Annotated in this window: 15 protein-coding genes; 8 read left to right on the top strand and 7 right to left on the bottom strand. The window is 40.4% G+C overall.

Features of this window, described 5'->3' with window-relative positions; genetic code table 11:
• Positions 1-16: 16 nt before the first annotated feature.
• Positions 17-1,357 carry a hypothetical protein gene (locus BM192_RS12570; protein ID WP_037439207.1) on the top strand — a complete coding sequence of 447 codons (1,341 nt, stop codon included), beginning with the start codon at positions 17-19 and terminating at the stop codon, positions 1,355-1,357.
• 26 nt (positions 1,358-1,383) lie between these two features.
• Here BM192_RS12570 and BM192_RS12565 read toward each other — a convergent pair whose 3' ends face one another.
• From BM192_RS12565 to BM192_RS12550, 4 genes are all read right to left on the bottom strand, one after another.
• Positions 1,384-4,161 (bottom strand): COG1470 family protein, encoded by a 2,778-nt coding sequence (locus BM192_RS12565; RefSeq protein WP_139218440.1) that lies wholly within the window; start codon positions 4,159-4,161, stop codon positions 1,384-1,386.
• A 144-nt stretch (positions 4,162-4,305) separates the two neighbouring features.
• Positions 4,306-4,914 (bottom strand): LuxR C-terminal-related transcriptional regulator, encoded by a 609-nt coding sequence (locus tag BM192_RS12560; protein ID WP_051759715.1) that lies wholly within the window; start codon positions 4,912-4,914, stop codon positions 4,306-4,308.
• 155 nt (positions 4,915-5,069) lie between these two features.
• Complete coding sequence (locus tag BM192_RS12555) at positions 5,070-5,459, bottom strand: response regulator (RefSeq protein WP_074964002.1); 390 nt, start codon at positions 5,457-5,459, stop codon at positions 5,070-5,072.
• Positions 5,460-5,549: 90 nt separating this feature from the next.
• The gene (locus BM192_RS12550) at positions 5,550-7,061 is read right to left on the bottom strand and encodes a sensor histidine kinase (RefSeq protein ID WP_074964001.1); all 1,512 of its coding nucleotides are present in this window, start codon (positions 7,059-7,061) and stop codon (positions 5,550-5,552) included.
• A 199-nt stretch (positions 7,062-7,260) separates the two neighbouring features.
• Here BM192_RS12550 and BM192_RS12545 point away from each other — a divergent pair, with 199 nt between their 5' ends.
• Entirely contained in the window at positions 7,261-8,424 is a 1,164-nt protein-coding gene (locus tag BM192_RS12545; RefSeq protein ID WP_051760144.1) for a sensor histidine kinase, read from the top strand.
• Here the strand turns inward: BM192_RS12545 and BM192_RS12540 are convergent.
• Positions 8,410-9,633 carry a PAS domain S-box protein gene (locus BM192_RS12540; protein ID WP_051760140.1) on the bottom strand — a complete coding sequence of 408 codons (1,224 nt, stop codon included), beginning with the start codon at positions 9,631-9,633 and terminating at the stop codon, positions 8,410-8,412. The genes BM192_RS12545 and BM192_RS12540 overlap by 15 nt on opposite strands.
• A 4-nt stretch (positions 9,634-9,637) precedes the next feature.
• Complete coding sequence (locus tag BM192_RS12535) at positions 9,638-10,546, bottom strand: nucleotidyltransferase family protein (protein ID WP_037443403.1); 909 nt, start codon at positions 10,544-10,546, stop codon at positions 9,638-9,640.
• Between the two features lie 105 nt (positions 10,547-10,651).
• On the opposite strand from BM192_RS12535, the gene BM192_RS12530 reads away from it, so the two are divergent.
• Positions 10,652-11,236, top strand: a complete 585-nt coding sequence (locus BM192_RS12530; protein WP_157282913.1) for a methyltransferase domain-containing protein — start codon at positions 10,652-10,654, stop codon at positions 11,234-11,236.
• A 71-nt stretch (positions 11,237-11,307) separates the two neighbouring features.
• Complete coding sequence (locus tag BM192_RS12525; RefSeq protein ID WP_074964000.1) at positions 11,308-12,573, top strand: PAS domain S-box protein; 1,266 nt, start codon at positions 11,308-11,310, stop codon at positions 12,571-12,573.
• A 13-nt stretch (positions 12,574-12,586) separates the two neighbouring features.
• Here the strand turns inward: BM192_RS12525 and BM192_RS12520 are convergent, their stop codons facing one another.
• Positions 12,587-13,978, bottom strand: a complete 1,392-nt coding sequence (locus BM192_RS12520; RefSeq protein WP_037441470.1) for an undecaprenyl-phosphate glucose phosphotransferase — start codon at positions 13,976-13,978, stop codon at positions 12,587-12,589.
• 102 nt (positions 13,979-14,080) lie between these two features.
• Between BM192_RS12520 and BM192_RS12515 the strand changes: the two genes are divergently transcribed.
• Genes BM192_RS12515 through BM192_RS12500 form a run of 4 tightly spaced genes read left to right on the top strand, consistent with a single transcriptional unit; the run spans position 14,081 to position 18,221 of the window.
• The gene (locus tag BM192_RS12515; protein WP_074963999.1) at positions 14,081-15,019 is read left to right on the top strand and encodes a glycosyltransferase family 2 protein; all 939 of its coding nucleotides are present in this window, start codon (positions 14,081-14,083) and stop codon (positions 15,017-15,019) included.
• Complete coding sequence (locus BM192_RS12510; protein ID WP_037441472.1) at positions 15,016-16,404, top strand: hypothetical protein; 1,389 nt, start codon at positions 15,016-15,018, stop codon at positions 16,402-16,404. The genes BM192_RS12515 and BM192_RS12510 overlap by 4 nt, the downstream gene beginning before the upstream one ends.
• Positions 16,394-17,101, top strand: coding sequence for an acyltransferase (locus tag BM192_RS12505; RefSeq protein ID WP_037441474.1), 708 nt, complete (start codon positions 16,394-16,396; stop codon positions 17,099-17,101). Before BM192_RS12510 ends, BM192_RS12505 begins: the two co-directional genes overlap by 11 nt.
• Positions 17,094-18,221 carry a glycosyltransferase family 4 protein gene (locus BM192_RS12500; protein ID WP_037441477.1) on the top strand — a complete coding sequence of 376 codons (1,128 nt, stop codon included), beginning with the start codon at positions 17,094-17,096 and terminating at the stop codon, positions 18,219-18,221. The genes BM192_RS12505 and BM192_RS12500 overlap by 8 nt, the downstream gene beginning before the upstream one ends.
• Positions 18,222-18,399: the final 178 nt, after the last annotated feature.

The following is an 18,399-nucleotide window of genomic DNA, read 5'->3' as shown; positions in this document are numbered from 1 at the left end:
CCTTATATACAGCCTTATGCTGACAAGTACGGCGATAGCACAGGTAACAATTAATCTTCCTGAATCTAGTATCCGCACACAATCAGACTATACAGCAGAGGCTATTGGCGGACCTTCTCTTAACGGTCTGCTAAGTCTGGTTCCCAATATAAATATAAAATCGAATCTTGCTAACTTCCCAATATCAAGCGGCGCTACAAGTATCCCTGCAGTACCACTCTCGCGTTTTTTCGTAAAAATTTATAGCATAGGTACACTCATATTATTGGGTTCAAGCGTTGAACAATTTCCTTCCAATACGGAGACCAAGTCAATTTACGGAGGGCTTGCGAGCGTATCTCCCGGACCTATCAAAAGTAACTACAGGGTTCAAATTGGGGGGTATGCATGGCATGCCGGGACCTTTTCGAACACAATTGTTTTTTCGTTAGCAGGTCTTCTGGGTTCAATTGGCACTCCAAATCAATTGATTAATATTGTCGTTCCTCCTTTTATTACCATGGAAACTACATCAGCGGACATCGCCTTAAACGTCAACACCTTAGATCAATTCAGGTCAACAGGCGTTACTGCAAATGGCAACTTAAATTATTTTACAACCGTCAATACTAATATTCGACTTAAAAGTACCGCTGCCAACTTTAGTTTCAATAAAACTTACCCGAACCTGCCTGTCCCCGTGAATGCCTCCACATTGCTTAATGTTAAGATCCCGACGTTTACTGCCGTCAATCCAAATACTGCCGATCAGAACGTCGCGACAAACGTAGTTGTTCCAATCGGCAACAAAAATCTAAATGCCCCTGCCTATACGATTACTGCAGCCAATTTGAAGACTAATTTTATTCAGGCAGGAATCTATACCCTCCCGATAACATATTCAATACCTCCGGTGACAACAAATGAATCAACAACGGCTTCAGTATCGGGCAATGCAACGGTTAACGTCGCAAGCATGTCAGAACTTATTATATCTCAACCTGCCGTCAAACTTATTTTTGGCAGTGCTAATGACTATAAAAATGGAGTTAGCGTAACAATGACCAATCATCTGAGGGTCAGCAGTACTGTTCCTTACGATATTACTGTTAAAGCTTCCGGAGCTACGCTCACATCTACCTCGGGTAATACCTTACCGGTAAATCTTATCAGGATAGAGGGAGCATCAGGTCAGTCGGGTATAACGCCCATCATATTATCGGCCACGGCTCAAAAACTAATGAATGCTTCAGCACCTGCCATAGACCGCCTTCTTAGTATCAAATACAGTATTCCATCTGCGCAGGCTGCACAGCTCCTCAATAAAGCAGGCGGCGATTATACGACAACAGTCACTTACACAATTGTCGCTCCCTAGAATCTCAGATATAGTTTATTGCCTGACTAAAAACGCGTCACACCTATCTTTCGGCGTTCATCAGTATAAATGAAAGTGAGTATATCCAATGGTGATCCTTTTAACGTAACCTCTTCAGCCGCGTTTTCAATAGAAAAAGGTAGACCCTTCGTTTCAATAGAGACCATATATTTATTTCTAGGCAGGTAGAATATAAAATTACCCCGGTCGTCCGTATAGGTTTGATGAACACGCCCGAATGGATCAGTTGCACTCACCTTTATTCCAGCAAGCACAGGAAAGTTATCCACATATTTATTTTTCTTCACGACTAACTTGCCTTGCAAAGCCTGTGTTTTTACAAGAGGTATCTGCAAGCTCTTATTTTTATCAGTAAATACGATTGTTGGCTCCTGCAAACTCCATCCTTTAGTATTATTTACGCTAATTACGTAACGTATTTTTTCTTCAACACCGAACTCAACATGCCCTTTTCTGTCCGTTTGTGCACTTTCTCCATTAATTTTCACGATTAATCCAGAAACATAAGGTTCGTCATTCTCTCTGATTCCATTTCCATTATGATCCTCAAAATAATTTAATTTTAGCTTTCTTAAAGCAGTGTTAATAGATCTTCCAAATTTTTTCTGTACTCCAAATCTCAACTGCCGGTAGTCAACATTAAAGTTATTCACATAGTTTTCCACAGGATTTTCCAAGTCTAACCGCTCTCCTCCAGCCGATGCATATTCCTGTCTGAAAATCCGCTGCCTGTTTACAGCATATTGCATCTCGGCTGTGATTATCCAGTTGTTTTTAAGCTCATACTTTGCAAAAGCGTTAGTTGTGTAATTATTATTGTGTGTATACCCATAATAATTATATAATGCAGAGAGGGCGAATTCTAATTTCCGCTCCCAGGCATAAATGCGAACATTCGGTCCGAAATTATACATTCTGTATTTCGTTTGGTTACCAATATTAAGTACATCTGTCAGATAATAAGGGTTAATCTGCATGGTACCTGTAAACCCAAGCAGGGGCATTGAGTAAGATGCGTTGATTTTCAATGAATGAAAAGGTGCCACCGGATTTCCCGACGTATTGAGATAAGTGTAACCATAATCGGCATTTACACTAACATTATATAATCCGCCTGTATAGCCCGTTAACAATTTCATACGGATAGAAGAAGCATCCCAGTCTGTATTTTCCGGATTTTTATATTCATATCCACTAGTCTGCAAACTTTGCCTCATCAGGTAAGGACTAAAATTCGTATAAACGGACCCTTTGCGGATTTGATAGCCCAGTCCGTAGTTATAAATTGCATTTTTAAAATCCCTAAACATTAGTATTCCTTCTTGCGGTTGAAATTTAGGCCGGTTAATCATTGCGTTACCAAAAACATATAAGCTTTTGTTACCCTCCTGGTCTAACTTCCAGTCTGCTCGCAGATCACTAAAAAACAAACCACGCTGTAAACCCGTAAAATATGGTGTACTGTAAAAACTATTAAAAGAGATATTAATATTATCAGTTTGACGCCGGTAATTAAATCCTCCGGAAGCACCCTGCTGGGCTTTAGTATTTTTTATAAAATTATGTTCAACCGTATAAGCAGCCTGTAAGGCTAATCTCTCTTGTCCAGATAAGATAAAGTCAGACCGAAATCCGATCTGATGAGCATTTAAACCGGTATAACGATCGTTGCTATAGATATATGAAGCCTTTCGCAAATTATTGCCCGGACTGTTCTCCTGATAATCTGCACCTAGAATCCGTGCCCCCTGCCTGTTGAAATTATTGCCGTTAAAAAGAAGATAATTGTTTTCCAATGCCATTGCCGATAGAACACCGCTTTGTGCTACACGCATATTGACTTTCAGACCCCGTCCATACAACTGAAAATCAGAGCTTTCGTAAATAGAGCCTGCTTTTATGCCCCAGGTTTTAGTCTGATAATCCAAATAAGAATCATAAACATTTACCGTTTTACTATCCTGCTGGCTATAACGATCCATGTTCAATCTGTATTCCAGGGTGGAACTACCATTAACCACAGTTTTACCATTTGTACGGAACTGAAAATAATCAGAACTACCATTAAGGTTACCATATAGAAGTGACACCGAATTAGGAGGATTAGATAATAGCGTACTGAACTGCCCCAGGTTTCTGGAGCTCGTGATACTGAATACTTTTAGCATCTTAACAGCTAATTGATTTCCAAGATCATCTATTGCTTTAATAGTCACAATAAAATCCTCTGAGCGTTTAAAGTTAGTTCGGTAGGCAGCCTCAAAAGGCAAGATCTGTTGTTCGCCAGGTTCAAGAGTCATACGCATAGTCTGTCCTGTGAACTCCAGGCCATCAGGAACACCACTAAGATTCAAAGTAAAAGTAAGCGGAACATATCCGTGATTGACTAGTCGCACCATAACCTGCGCACGGTCATTTAGCTGACTAAGGTAAACCTCATCCTGTTCGAGCCCTAAGCTTAAGCCCTCTGCGTCCGTAAGCTGCGTGTAAAAACTAGCATCGGATTGCATTAAAGATTTATCAGATGGAGCCGCACTGCGTAGACTTATGATGAAAGATTGCAGATTTTGTCGGATTGTCTGCCGGTTGGCCAGAAATTTCAGCGGGTATTTTTTGGCTTCACCAGCCTGTAGCACCAGACTGTCCGGTAAGCCAATAAGAGCCTTTGGCAAATTAGAATTCGGCCGGTCGTAATAAAGTACTGTCCGCTGACCACTCTCATTATGAACATTTAAAAAATTCGTGAAGGTTTGATCACTCTGTATACTGATTGTATCTCTCAAAAAAGCATATTTCACTTGTGCGGAGCCGTACAACCCGCTAAAAAGCAAAATAAACAGAAGGATTTTTGTTTTAGCGAAACCTTTCATCATCAAAGAACCGTCAACGCAAAACCAACATTTACAGCAAACTAAAATGCCTACCCGTCAGGAACGGTAGTGTGCGAGGAGCTCGCCCTTGCTGTTTATGTTAAGTTTCTTATAAGTTCTTTTGATATACTGACGAACGGTATCAAGAGAAATACCATATTTATAACCAATTAGCTTGTAGCTCAGTCCATTTCTCAATCCATCGACAATTTGCCTTTCCCTACGGCTTAAATTTGCCTGATAATCCAGACTCTGTTGTATTTGTTTCACCACTAACCGTGATACAGATGGACTGAACACCGAGCCTCCTTCATAGGTAACAACTATGGATGCAGCAACATCAGCGATGCTGGTTTCTTTAAGGAGGTAACCCATAGCCCCCACCCTTACGCATTCCAGCACACTTTCCTGATCTTTAATATCGCTATAAACAATAATATGAGTTTGAGGAAAACGCGCATAGATATAAGGAATCACTGCAGCGCCCCCACAGGATATATCAAGTAGGATTACATCCGGTCCTAGCGCCGGCTTTACAGTTTTGAGCTCATCTGTCGTTCCAACGTCCAGTGTAACCCGGAAATGCTGGTTATGTTGAAGTTCCAGTAAGCTTTTTATCCTGGATCTGCATTGCAGATTTAAATCGATAAGGCCAACTTTGATCATAAATTACGTTATTTAGTGCGAGACAATCTTGCGTTTGCCACTAAACTAAGCAATACTACAGGTCAAAGTATTATTCATTATGTTCATTAAATTAACGCAGGTTGAGAAGACTGAGCAGCCTTATTGCTGAGGTATCAGACGATCAAAATGAAACCCTATAAATTCTCCAGTATTTCAAGAAATTTTTCCTTCACAAGAGGTTTAATTATAAATTCGGTGACAACTGGAATACCTGCCGAACGATCCATTTCATATGGAGAAATGGAAGAAGATACAATGTAGAGTGGTACCCCGTCAAGAGGAAACCCGTCTAGCTTTTGGTATTCGTCCAGAAATTCCCAGCCATCCATAACCGGCATATTCAAATCCAAAAATATAACGTCAGGCAATAATTCGCTATTACCAGCAATATCTTGTAAATGAGAAATCGCTTGTTGCCCGTCAGCAAAGACCTGGACTGCAACATCTGCTGACACTTTCAAAATGGTCTTTTTTGTCAGAAAAACAAAAATCTCATCATCATCGATCAGCATGAACTTCTTCATATTCGTATTAATTATCAATTAGAGCATTAAGATACATATCATTTAGCTCAATAAGAATTTAGAGGCGACCTGTACATTGACGATTTTAGATTACAAGGCTTCGGAAGATTGATTAACAAACTCAATGGAGAATCTGGCACCCTGGTCAGGCTCGCTATCTACCCAAATAGTTCCCCCAATTGCTTCCACCTGTGTTTTGGTCATAAACAAACCCAACCCTTTTGCGCCAGGCCGGCGGTGAAACACTTTTCCAATTTTAAAGATATTATGCTTGTGCTTCAACAGGTCTATCCCTTGCCCGTTGTCCTGAACCGTTAAAACTATTTTATTCTTTTTAGCCTGTGTCAAGAGTTTTATTGACAAAGGCCTTTCGGGAGAATGATAGTGGATGGCGTTACTGATCAGATTATGAAAAATACTGGAAAGATACTTTTGCGGACAGTATAGAATCGGGGCATCTGAGAAATCTGCATGAATATTTCCATCAACTTTTTTAAGTTCGAAAAACAAGTTTCTTACAGTTTCACTAAGACAAGCGTTCAAATTCAGCTCATCCATCTTCAGATCCGTTTCCTGCCGAACCTGGATAGACTCCACCAATTCATTAAAAGTACTTTTCAGATTATCTATCACGGGTTCCATTTTCGAGATCAGCAGTTGCTGCTCACCCGGATCTTCCGATTCACGAATAAACTCCGTTAACATCCCCAGATTAATGAGGGGCCCTCTCAGGTTATGGGAAACAACATTACAAAAATCAATAGATTGCTTGTGCTGGACCGCGAGCTGCTCCATAATCTTACGCTGCTTGTTCTCCAGTTCTTTTCTTTCCGTGATATCTATTCCAAATCCTATAACCATTACAAGTTTTCCCTGATCGTCATTTACAGGAAACATTCTTCTTAGATGCGTCACTATGTTACCGTCGGCAGTTTTTTGATTTTCCTCCCAGCTAATCGTATTCCCTGTATCCTTAACTTGTTGAAATTGAGCCCGGCGTTCTATAGCTATAGCAGGGTCCCGCTTTCTGTAAACCGCGTATTCGAAATCGTCTTTTCCAATTATAAACTTCCTGAGTTCCTCATCTTTAATAGCACCAGGATTGGCAAATAGATACCGGTGTTCCGTGTCAAATACGACGATATCTGTAGGAATATTATTTAAGATACTTTCATAAAAGTCCCTAACGCTTCTATTAGCTACCGGAAGACGCATTTGCAGTAGGTAACCTAATTGTTTAGAAAGCAGTTTCAGTCCTTCCATCTGACCGGTTGTTAAATCCGTAGGTTGAGTAAAGGCGACTGTTAAATGACCTAGTAACAAATTTTCATTAAATTTTATAGGTTCCCTGTAAACTGAAGAATAGGATTTAAGTTGTTGATCAGCTCTTTCCAGATCAGCTATGTCAATTCCTGCGGCTGATTTACATAAATTTCTATCCTGATTTATAAAAGTTAGCGTTGCCGCCGGAGCTGCTGTAAGCAGACAAGCGAGCCGAACGATATTGTCGAATTCGTCCTCTGGTTCTGCATCTATAATCCCAAGTAAATGAAGAATAGCCGGGGTATTTGCTTGATCAGGAGTTGGAGACTGATTTATCATGGGCATTTTTGTATAAAACGGTCAACACAAAGCAAGTTATTGTTTTTTCTACAAATTTAAACCAGTTCCAAAACAAAGCACTGTTCATTTTGTTCAACAGAACGAATGTAGGGTCTGCAAGACTATTATTTTTGCAATCATTGTTCATAAAACAAGGAAATTATCAGTTACATTCGATAAATTAGAGTTTTAAAACGTTATGACACAAAACTTTAGGGATCATCCTTCAGCCGACAGCTCTCTCGGTGAGGAAGATATTGAAATGAATAATGAATACCTGACTCTCATGGAAAAATGCCGTGAAAAAGTCTTTCTAATAGATAAAAATGGTCAGATTACTCATTCTACTCAGGAAATCACTGCTCTATTCGGTTTTAGCAAGGCAGAATATCGACAACTTAAGATTATGAATATTGTTCACCCTGAAGATATCCAGCTTGCCGAAGAGCAAATGCGTCAGGTTTTAGCGGTATCTGGCAGAACAATTGAATACAGAATCAGGGTTTTAGATAATCGTGGAAGCTATCATTGGGTCGAAGGCCGGGTAACCAATTTACTGGAAGACGAGCAGGTAGGTGCGTTGGTCTCGCATTTTAGCGAAATTGACAAAAAAATCCATGAGGAAAAAGAGCAGGCGTTACTTATTCAAAACCTGACTAAGAGAAACCTTGACCTTAATCAGTTTGTTTATATTGTTTCCCATAACCTAAGAACTCCCCTATCTAACCTCTCCGGCCTGATTGACATTTTGGATATAGACCATCTTAACCAACATAATAAAGAAATAATTGATCTGTTCAAAACCTCGACAGAGAGACTCAACGAGACTATTACAGACCTCACTTATATTCTCAACCGGAAGAATGATCAAAGAGTTAAAATATCCAGGATAAATGTCTCTAAAATTATGGATAAAGTTTGTTCGTCATTTACCGAACAGATTGAAAATCTGCCAATTATTCTTCATTTAAATTTCACTAATAAACATGTACTGTTTAATAAAAGTTACCTCGAAAGCATATTGACTAATCTTTTGTCAAATGCTATCAAGTACAGGGATCAGTCCCGGACACTGGAGATTGGAGTTAGTCTCACGACCGACCAGAATGGAGAACGTGTACTGAAGTTTTCAGATAATGGTCTGGGAATTGACCTTGACACAAACCAGGATGAACTTTTTGGTTTGCACAAGCGTTTCCATAAACATGTCAATGGAAATGGGGTTGGTTTATTTATTACTAAAGCTCAGCTTACCTCACTAGGCGGAAATATAGAAGTAAGCAGCAAAGTTAACCAGGGTACGACATTTAGTATTACATTTTGCAATGACCTTATTAATCAGGATTTATTAGCTGAGTCCTGAACCATCTGCCTGGCCGATGATAGATTTGATGGCCATATTCAGTTTCTGAGATGAATCATTCAGAAAAGTTAAAGTTTCTTTAGTATCCTCTCCTGGATATTTAATCAAAAATTCGGTCAGACTCATAATATTGGCGAGCGGTGCTCTCACTAAATGACTCTGGATCCAGGCAATTTCCCGCAAATCCTGATTTTGCCGTTCAATTTCTTTGATATAATTAATACGTTCAGAAACATCTGTTGCAAGTACAAGCCTTGCTTCCTTATCTTCAAAATGAATCAGGTTTGTTTCAATTTCAACCGGAAAGACTTCACTGTTCTTTTTTCTATGGATTAGTATACCTGAATAATCCCTGTTACGGATCATGCTGGTTAAATCCATTAATTTACTATGCTCAGATTCCGGTCGTATATCAGTAATTTTCATGCTGAGAAATTCCTCTCTAGAATAACCATATTTTTCACATGCCGCGTTATTTACGTGCAAGAATCTGCTGGTTTCCATGTCAAATACGTACATCGGAACCGGATTAGCCTCAAAAGTATTTCTATAATACTTTTCTGAAGCATTTAATTTAACTGCCAGTGTAGCTTCCTTCTGGATAGTTTGCTCCAGCCCCTTCAGTACCTTGCTCACTAACATTACACTCAATAAGCTAACGAAAATCAAATTACCCGAATAAGAGACCCATAATGGCAGATCATAACTGTACAGCAATGGACTGTCGAAAATCTTATAGTAGATTACCAACCCAAATCCAGCACAAATCAATGCATTAACCCCCACCAGCCAGTAAGCTGCCGGGCGGGGGAAAATCATTGTTGAAAATATGGTCAGTACAATCAAGTAAAGCGCACCAGGACCTTCAGACCCAAGAAATGCGATGTACACGATGGCGAGCACATAAAGCAAAAAAAGCGCTATCACTTTTCTGGTCTGAATCATAATTTTTTTATTAAAAATTATTGGAATTAAAGTAACAACAAAAATAATATTGAAATACTGCACAAAATAACTCCCGGCAAAAAAGCTGTATGTCATCGACGAAACCATCACAATGATACTGAATATCAAACCATAGGTGATTGTGTTTGTGAATAACCTCTTTCGCCAGAACACATGATCCGCTTCCTTATGATCCGGATGAAGCAGTACAGCACTTTCTATTAATGCTTTAAATCTCCACCAATACTTTTTTAGACCAGTCATTTTTTTATATCCACAGATTTTGCGGATAAAGCCCTTTATCCGTTAGTTCCTGCAAAGCTGCTTTCACAACAGGCGCATCTTCTTTAAAAGTAACTCCAAACCAGATCGCCTGGGTAGGAATCATCTTAACAACTCCGTTTCCGGATTTTATCAATTCATCAGAAACTTCCGGAATCAAGAATTCTGCTTTGAGTTCATTCAAATTCTTGTCCAGGAACTTCTCATATTCTAAAGCCGACCAGTTCACAAAATCTGGTGTAAAACAGAAAAAGTTCATACTTACTTTGGTGTCAAGGGGCAGTTCAACATCTCCCTCCGGAGTTTTAGTAAATGCTTTACCCTCTCTCTTGTAAATCTCTCTTCTTTCAGTGATACCGGTCATTTCACCCGCAGCATTGACATGAATTTCTCCCCTTGTTACCGATCCATTATCGCTCAGCGTATTTTTCAGCTCGTAGCCAAGACAAGCATATACACCGTTGCTAACCGCGGTATTTAAAAAATCTGCGGCTTTCTCAAAAGCATCAAATCCATAAAAATCGTCAGCATTAATCACAGCAAAAGGCGCATCCAGAATTTCTTTGCAGCACAATAGTGCATGCGAAGTTCCAAAAGGCTTAACACGTTCTGCAGGAATTGCTCTGCCACCGCTATATTTTTCCAAAGACTGATAAACATACTCAGTCTCTATTCTGCCTTTCAATTTCGGCTCGATTACACCCTTAAATGCCTCAGCAAATTCCTCGCGGATAATAAATATTACTTTTCCAAATCCTGCTTTAATTGCATCATAGATGGAGTACTCCATAATCGTTTCACCCGAAGGGCCGAAAGATTCAGTTTGTTTGTTTCCACCGTATCTGCTTGCCATACCAGCAGCAAGTATTACCAGGGAAGGTTTTTTTAACGCCATAGAATGATAATTAAGTAAAATAAATATGCAAAAGTTACTCCATTTTTTTTGATTACGCGATCTTTGGCTTCTGAAAAGATGAATTCCTGGCCAAAAGCAGCAATTATGAATAAAGATATATTTTCCGGAGATGAAGCTTTTGACAGCTTATATTCCTTGAGGGCAAGGCAATTATCGGCCATTCACTGGACTCCAATGGAAATTGCTAAAAAAGCAGGCGCATTTTTATGTGCTGACGGCGGTAAGCATATTCTGGATATTGGCAGCGGTGTTGGTAAGTTTTGCATTATTGCTGCACATTTCAACAATGATTTCGTTTTCCATGGTATAGAACAAAGGAAGTCTCTAACAGACGAGGCATTAATTGCCCAAAAAGCAACAAACACCGGTAACGTAAACTTTATTCAGGGGAATTTTAACAACCTTAGAATGGAAGAATTCGACCACTTCTATTTTTATAATTCCTTCATGGAGAATCTCGATTATCATATCCCTATAGATAACCTTATTCCAACATCGGCAGAGATTTACACCGAGTATCTCCAGACCTTTCAGGATGTACTGGAAGACCGGAAACCGGGTACACGATTGGCTACCTACCATGCCGATGAACATTATATTCCCGGCAGTTATAAAAAAATAAACCATCGTCCGGGAAATCCACTAATCCTCTGGATTAAAAATAGTTAACTCGAAAAACGAACAAATACAACATTAAGTTGTTTTAAAATGACAATCCCAGCAGATTTACCAGATTCGCCATGAAACAACCTATATCACAAATTCCAAGAATTTGGTGGCTGCAGTATTTGAAATTTATCCGACATCGAATACCGGCCGTCGAAAATGGAGAATACTCCGGGTGGTCAGGATTGTCTTTTGTTTACGTTGTTGCATTTTCTATCCCTTTTTGTCTGCTTGCCATTGTGCCGAGAATCATTTACAGCCTTGGCAGGTCTGACCTTTACAACGCGCTTTTTGGTGCATTATTTCTGCTTTTTCTATTCTCTTTTTTATTAAATAAACGACCCGGCATTAACAGTAAGAAAGTCTTTTCTATAGGGATGATCTACCTGTTTTCTATTAATCTGCTTTTGCAGAACGGGACACAAGGACCCGGAATTTTATACGTTGTACTCGCCTCTGTTTTTTCTTCGATCCTATTCCACAAAAGCTATGCATATTATACTTTGCTGGTGAATGTGTTAATTCTATTTGTATTAGGCATGGACTTACGCTTGAATTGGTTCTCCTCTTACGTTTCGAGCGAATATGAACCGATCACCTGGTTTTTTTACAGCGCGAACCTGCTCTTCGTAAATCTTGCGTCGATTGTTCTTATACGCCGTGTAATTTCGCGTCTGGAAAGGATAATAAACAATGAAAATGAGCTTTTAGGACAGCTTGCAGATGAATCATTAGAAATTGCAGAATTAAATAACCGGCTTAAAGAATCAGAAGATTACTACAGATATTTATTCGCGTCCAATCCAATTCCAATGTACGTTTTCGATGTAGAAACATTCCATTTTATGCAGGTTAATGAAGCGTCTATTCAAATGTATGGCTATACCCGGGACGAATTGTTAACGATGACAATGTTGGATATCCGGCCACCGGAATACCGTGAATCAATTGAAGCACAGGTCAGGGAGGCTGGGAAAACCAAAGCACCCTATCTGACTCAAACTGTACATCGCAAAAAAGACAACACTGAGTTTTCGGTAGAAATCAGGAGTAATCCCATAGAAATCAATGGTCGCAAAGGAAGACTTGTTTTGGCCACAGATATCACAGAAAGACAACACTACATCAAAAGCATAGAAGCGCACAATAAACGACTGCAAGACATCGCCTGGATCCAGAGCCATCAAGTACGCGCACCACTTGCCAGAATCATGAGCCTGGTTACACTGCTAAAAGACATTGAGACTCAACCCGAAAGCCAGGAAATGTTAAATTATCTTGATATCTCTGCCAACGAGCTCAATGAGATCGTTACCAAAGTCATTCGTCGGGCAGAATAACTATAGAAACCCTTTAGGCGGCATTCTCATTACCAATGATCACATGCCATGCAGTTAGAAACACAATTTTCATGTCGAGCAGTAAAGACCAGTTCTCCAGATACCAGATATCGGCTTTCACCCGCTCCTCCATTGAATCCTGTGCGATAGTCTGACCCCGGAAGCCCTTCACCTGAGCCCATCCTGTAATTCCAGGCAACACGAGATGCCTCACCATAAACTGATCAATCAGTGCAGAGTATTCGGCCGTATGCTGCAGCATATGCGGCCTCGGTCCTACAACTGACATCTCGCCAAGAAAAACATTTATAAACTGAGGTAATTCATCAATACTATTTTTACGTATAAACGCACCCAGACGCGTAATTCGATCGTCCTTTTTCGTTGCCTGAACTAAATCAGCTTCGGCGTTGACAACCATGCTCCGGAATTTCAGACAATAAAAAGGCTCGTTGTCTTTACCCGATCGCAGCTGCCTGAAAAAGACAGGCCCGGGTGAACCAAGTTTTATCAATAAACCAAGCAATGGGATTACCCAGCTTAAAATAAAGATAATAACCAATGAAGAAATTAACAGATCAAAACCTCTCTTCAAAACCTGGTTAATCTTAATTTCCAGCGGCTCGGTCCTGGCACTCAAGATTGGAAGATGCCCAAACCACTGTACAGTTACGTTCTTTTTAAAGTAATCCTGAATGTCGGGCACCATTTTGAACCGGATCATTTCCCGGTCCGCTTCCCTCATCAACGAATGAATTTTTGGCAGACAGCTATCCGGCAGAACGCAGAAAACTTCCTTAATACGATTCTTTTTTGCGTACACGATTGCCTCATCCAGGTTACCCAATAAAGGTTGTTTTAAATCTATTGGAGAATTATCGTCAAAAAAGCCCACGACTTTATAACCGAGAATCATCTGCCCATCCATGTGTTTTTTTAACTCCTGACCTAGTGTATTGGCGCCAATAATAATTACAGGCTTATAATCAATTAGCTGTGCCCTCCATGCCCGTCTCCATAAAAGGAAGCCAATTTTACCGGTGAGAAACAGTATTGCGAATAATAAGAATGTAAGTAATATTGTCCTGCTGAAAACATCCAGTTCTGTGACTGTGACCATAAGCAGAACCAACACTAAACCAAATAACAAGAGCGAACCTAAAGCCTCTTTAATCGTCGGTATCGCGTCCTTAATAAACATATTACGGTACAATCCCGTAACCTGCGCCATATTAAACCAGACTACATTGGCCAGCATGATATGCAAAAACGAAATTTGAGGACGGTCCAGACTTTCCGGAAAAGTAAGCACAATAAAATAGCCGATAACCCCTGAAAGGTTGAGCAGAATTAAATCCAGGAAGATACCTATAGTCCTGTAATAGGCACCGTACTTATCGGTCATGAGATTGGAATATGCGCAAACTTACAATAAATATTTATTTCCTCGTGAGTTCAAAAGTATGTCGTTTTTGGCAATACGGTAGTTTTTGCAGAACTTTGAAACATGCCTAAGCCCGTTGCTCTGATCCTGCTGAACTGGAATACTCCTGAATATACGGCCAGTTGCATTACTTCCGTACAACAAAATTGCGACGCCGCAGATTACGATCTGATCATTGCAGACAACGGCTCTACCGATGGCTCACTAGGCAAACTCCGCACCCAGTTTCCCGATCTGATTTTTATAGATAATCAAACCAATCTCGGATATGCAGGTGGTAATAATACAGCATTACAATATGCATTAGACCATGGATATACCTATTCCCTGGTTATGAATAACGATACTACGGTAGGCCCCGGCATGATCAGGGGATTAATGAACCATCTCGATCAACATCCCCGGGCCGCAGCCGCACAACCTGCTATTTACTGGATGCATGAACCCGAAAAACTATGGAATGCCGAAGGACGTTTTCAACAGATAACTGGAAAAGTCTATGCAGTAAAAAAGCCAACCACTAAAGAGATGATCCTTGCAGAATGGCTTACCGGATGCTGTATTTTACTGAGGAATACAGTACTTAAAGAGTGCGGCCTGTTTAATTCCAGATTCTTTCTTTACTATGAAGACGTCGAATTATCATTCCGGCTCAGAGCTGCCGGATATGAGCTCCACTATCTCCCAAACCTGAGTATGTATCATGAGGCAGGAGCATCCGGAAAGGTAAGTGCGCAAAAAGAAGGAACACTCAACCCGGTAATTCATTATTATGTGAGCAGGAACCATCTCTGGTTTTTGCGCAAATATGGTAATCCCCTATTTTATCCCGTTATGTTTCTTTTTTACACACCATACTATACTGCGTTGTTAACCTATTTTTTGCTCCGGGGACGTAAAAAAAAGGCTTTAAGTTTATTTAATGGGCTGAAAGATGGATTATTCGAATCAGAAAAAGTAATTTGGCCAAAAATCGGCACTGCGCTTAAACCAAACTCATGATTGTTTTCCCACTGTTGTTCTTGTTATCTTTTATAATTGCAGTAAGAGAAATCATCAGGGGAAATACCCAGGAATTCCTGCTATTTCTGATTTTCGGGCTTTCTATCTATACCACAGCTATGTCCGTGGCCTTTATGATTGGGCTAAAAGATATCATTCCTGCATTTCAGTTCTTCAAAGAATTACTTATACTTACTGTCCTTGGCATAGGAATTATGAGCCTGCGGGAGAGACCTCGCTTTCATCTCATAGATTACCTGATCCTTTCCTTTTTACTTTACACATCTCTTTATGCAATTCTACCTTTGGGGGAGCAAAGTTTTGTGAACCGGTTAGTTGCGTTGAAAAGTACATCCTTTTTTGTAATTGTATACTTTGCTGGGAGGTTTTTCGACCCTAAAAAGATTTACGTTAATAAATATCTAAATTACATTGTACTGCTAACCATAGCTGCCGGAATTACGATATGCCTGGAAGTATTATTTAATCAGCACCTGCAAACCCTTACCGGATATGCAGACTACAGTTATTATTTCTTCAACTTTGAACCAAGTGGAAATTACGGGCTGAGCTGGACATTTGAATCCGAAGGCGGATTTAAACGCTTTGCAAGTTTCTTTGCCAATCCATTGGAAAATGCGGCAGCAACCTTACTCGCACTATGTGCAATCGGCGCATTGTATACCAGAGATGATAACCGCTTCATGCCAAATGTTTCCGGGTTACTTGCCCTCGCTTCGACCTTTGCCTGCATTACGTTTGCCATTTCCAGAGCCCCTTTTGCCAGTTATTTTCTCGTTATCTATATCTACGCATTACTTACGCGCAAAAAATATATCACGCACACCATTCACCTGGGTGTTGCAGCAGTCGCCCTGTACTTTATCTGGGTCCTGAGCAGCTTTGAAGACAAGGCAGATGGCATCGTTGAAGTCGTTATTAATACCCTTAACTTTAGTAACCCTTCAAGTGTCGGGCACGTTGTAGAGTGGATCCAGGGTATCGATGCGATGATCAGCAGCCCCTTTGGGCTTGGTTTGGGCACATCAGGACGTGTTGCCGGATCTTTGGGAGAGAACACCGGCGGAGAAAACCAGTTTATTATCATTGGCGTACAAGCAGGAATTCTCGCACTTCTATGCTATCTCTTTATTTATATAGGCTTTATCAGAACCGGGTTAAAATGGTTACCCGCACTTAGAGGCAAAGAGAGAAAAGTCTGTATGCTGGTTCTCTTATTGAAAATTGCGATCTTTATTCCTCTGTTAACCTCAGAAGTAGAGTCTTCATCTTATATATCCTATATGAATTGGTTCTTTTCGGGATTATTTATCAGTATTGTCATGCAATACTCCAAACCAAAGGAGATCCAACATGCTAATTGAGAAAATTATAAGAAGACTGAAGAACGACCCCGATTATAAATGGGAAAGTGTTTACAGCACCCGGGATCTCAGTATTATCAGTGGCCGGAGAGCTATACAAGTCATCAGAGGTATGTGGCAGAAAATATGGCTTAAGCGATCCTCGGGACTTCTTTTTATAGGAAGCCGCGTAAAGATCAGTCATGCCTATCAGCTTCAGTGCGGTAAGAATCTCATTCTCGAAGACAACGTTTTTATCAATGCCTTATCAGAAGAAGGAATTCAGTTCGGTGATAACGTTTCCATTGCACGCGATTCGATACTAATCTGTACCGGTGTCATTGCCCAAAGAGGTAAAGGCATTACTATAGGCAGTGGAACTGGTATCAATGCAAGGGCATATCTTGCAGGACAGGGCGGTATTACTATAGGAAAGGACGTCATCTTCGGACCCGATGTTAAAATATTCTCTGAAAACCATAATTATTCAGACCCGTTGCTTTCCATTAAAGCCCAGGGTGTAACCCGTAAAGGCGTTACTATCGGTGATAATTGCTGGCTTGGTGCCGGGGTCACTATTCTGGACGGCGTTAACCTGGGCCAGGGATGCGTCATTGCTGCCGGAAGTATTGTGAGCCGTTCTATTCCCGAAAACTCGATAGCAGCCGGCGTTCCCGCTAAAATTATTAAAAACAGAATAACCGGTGAACATGCATAAGAAACACTTGACTATTGGTGTCGACATCCGCGACCTCCAGACTGCAAAAACCGGAACCAGAACTTACCTCGAAGAGTTATGCAAAGCCCTGTATAAACTTTCCGGAGAAAATCTGACTATACATTTCCTGGATACCAAACTCAGCGCCGGACCCGGAGAATCAAAACTCTCTAAATACAGTAACCATTTTTTTTACCAACTCTGGAAACAAGTTGTTCTGCCACTCAAAGCTGCCAGGAAGCATTGTGACTTTGTACTTTGCACAGACAATTTTGTACCGCTTATCCACCTGGGGTACCAGACTGTGCCCGTTTTTCACGATGCATTTTTCTTTGAAAACCCAGAACATTATGGAAAACTCTGGCTCAGGCTTTACCATTTAACCGCCTTACCAGCTGCCCGTAAATCTGCATTTGTGATCACACCCACAGCCTATGCGCAAAAACAACTGGCACATTATACTAATATTCCGCAAGAGCATTTTAAAGTCGTTTACGAAGGTCCAAAAACACGTGTAAATCACCCTTCAGCAGCAGTCTTGCAACAATTCAGTCTCTTACCCCAACAATATATCCTGCATGTCGGATCACCATTTAAACGTAAAAACATTCCCGCATTGATCCGCGCATTTGCAGCTTTAAAAAAACAGAATCCCTCTTCAATAAAACTGGTACTTGCCGGTCCCGATCAGGGGCTGCAGGACAATACCGAATTCCTGCAAATTCAGCATGAAATCCAAAATTCAGATTATGCACAGGATATTATTATAACCGGCTATCTCAGTGAAGAAGAACTAGCTGGAATGTATACCTATGCCCTGTTCTATGTATTCCCATCGTTAAATGAAGGCTTTGGAATTCCGGTACTGGAAGCTTTTCAATATGGAATTCCAGTTATGGTTGCAGATAATACCTGCCTGCCTGAAGTAGGTGGTGATGCAGTCTTAACCTTCAACCCTAAAGACGATAACGACATTACGGAGAAGATGCAGTCTCTTCAGGAAAATGCGCAGCTCAGATCCACACTCATTCAGGCCGGAAAAACACGCCTCACCCAATTCTCATGGGATAAGGCAGCTGCAGAAATCATTCAGCTTTTTAACGAAAATCAGCGTTCTTAGCATCGCAGCCCCTTATATTCCGGCAACTAAATCATTTCTGTTTACTTTCTAAGATGTTAAATAATAGCGTTTAATGTTAAAAATTTAAGATGCATGTAACTTTTCTCAAAAGCCTTCGTCTTAATTACAAACGAACCAGAAAAGCTCAAGAAATTCACAGATAATTCACATTCAAGAT

It is taken from the genome of Pedobacter antarcticus, assembly GCF_900112985.1.
Classification (GTDB): Bacteria; Bacteroidota; Bacteroidia; order Sphingobacteriales; family Sphingobacteriaceae; genus Pedobacter; species Pedobacter antarcticus.
This window is presented reverse-complemented; position numbering and strand designations above follow the sequence as displayed.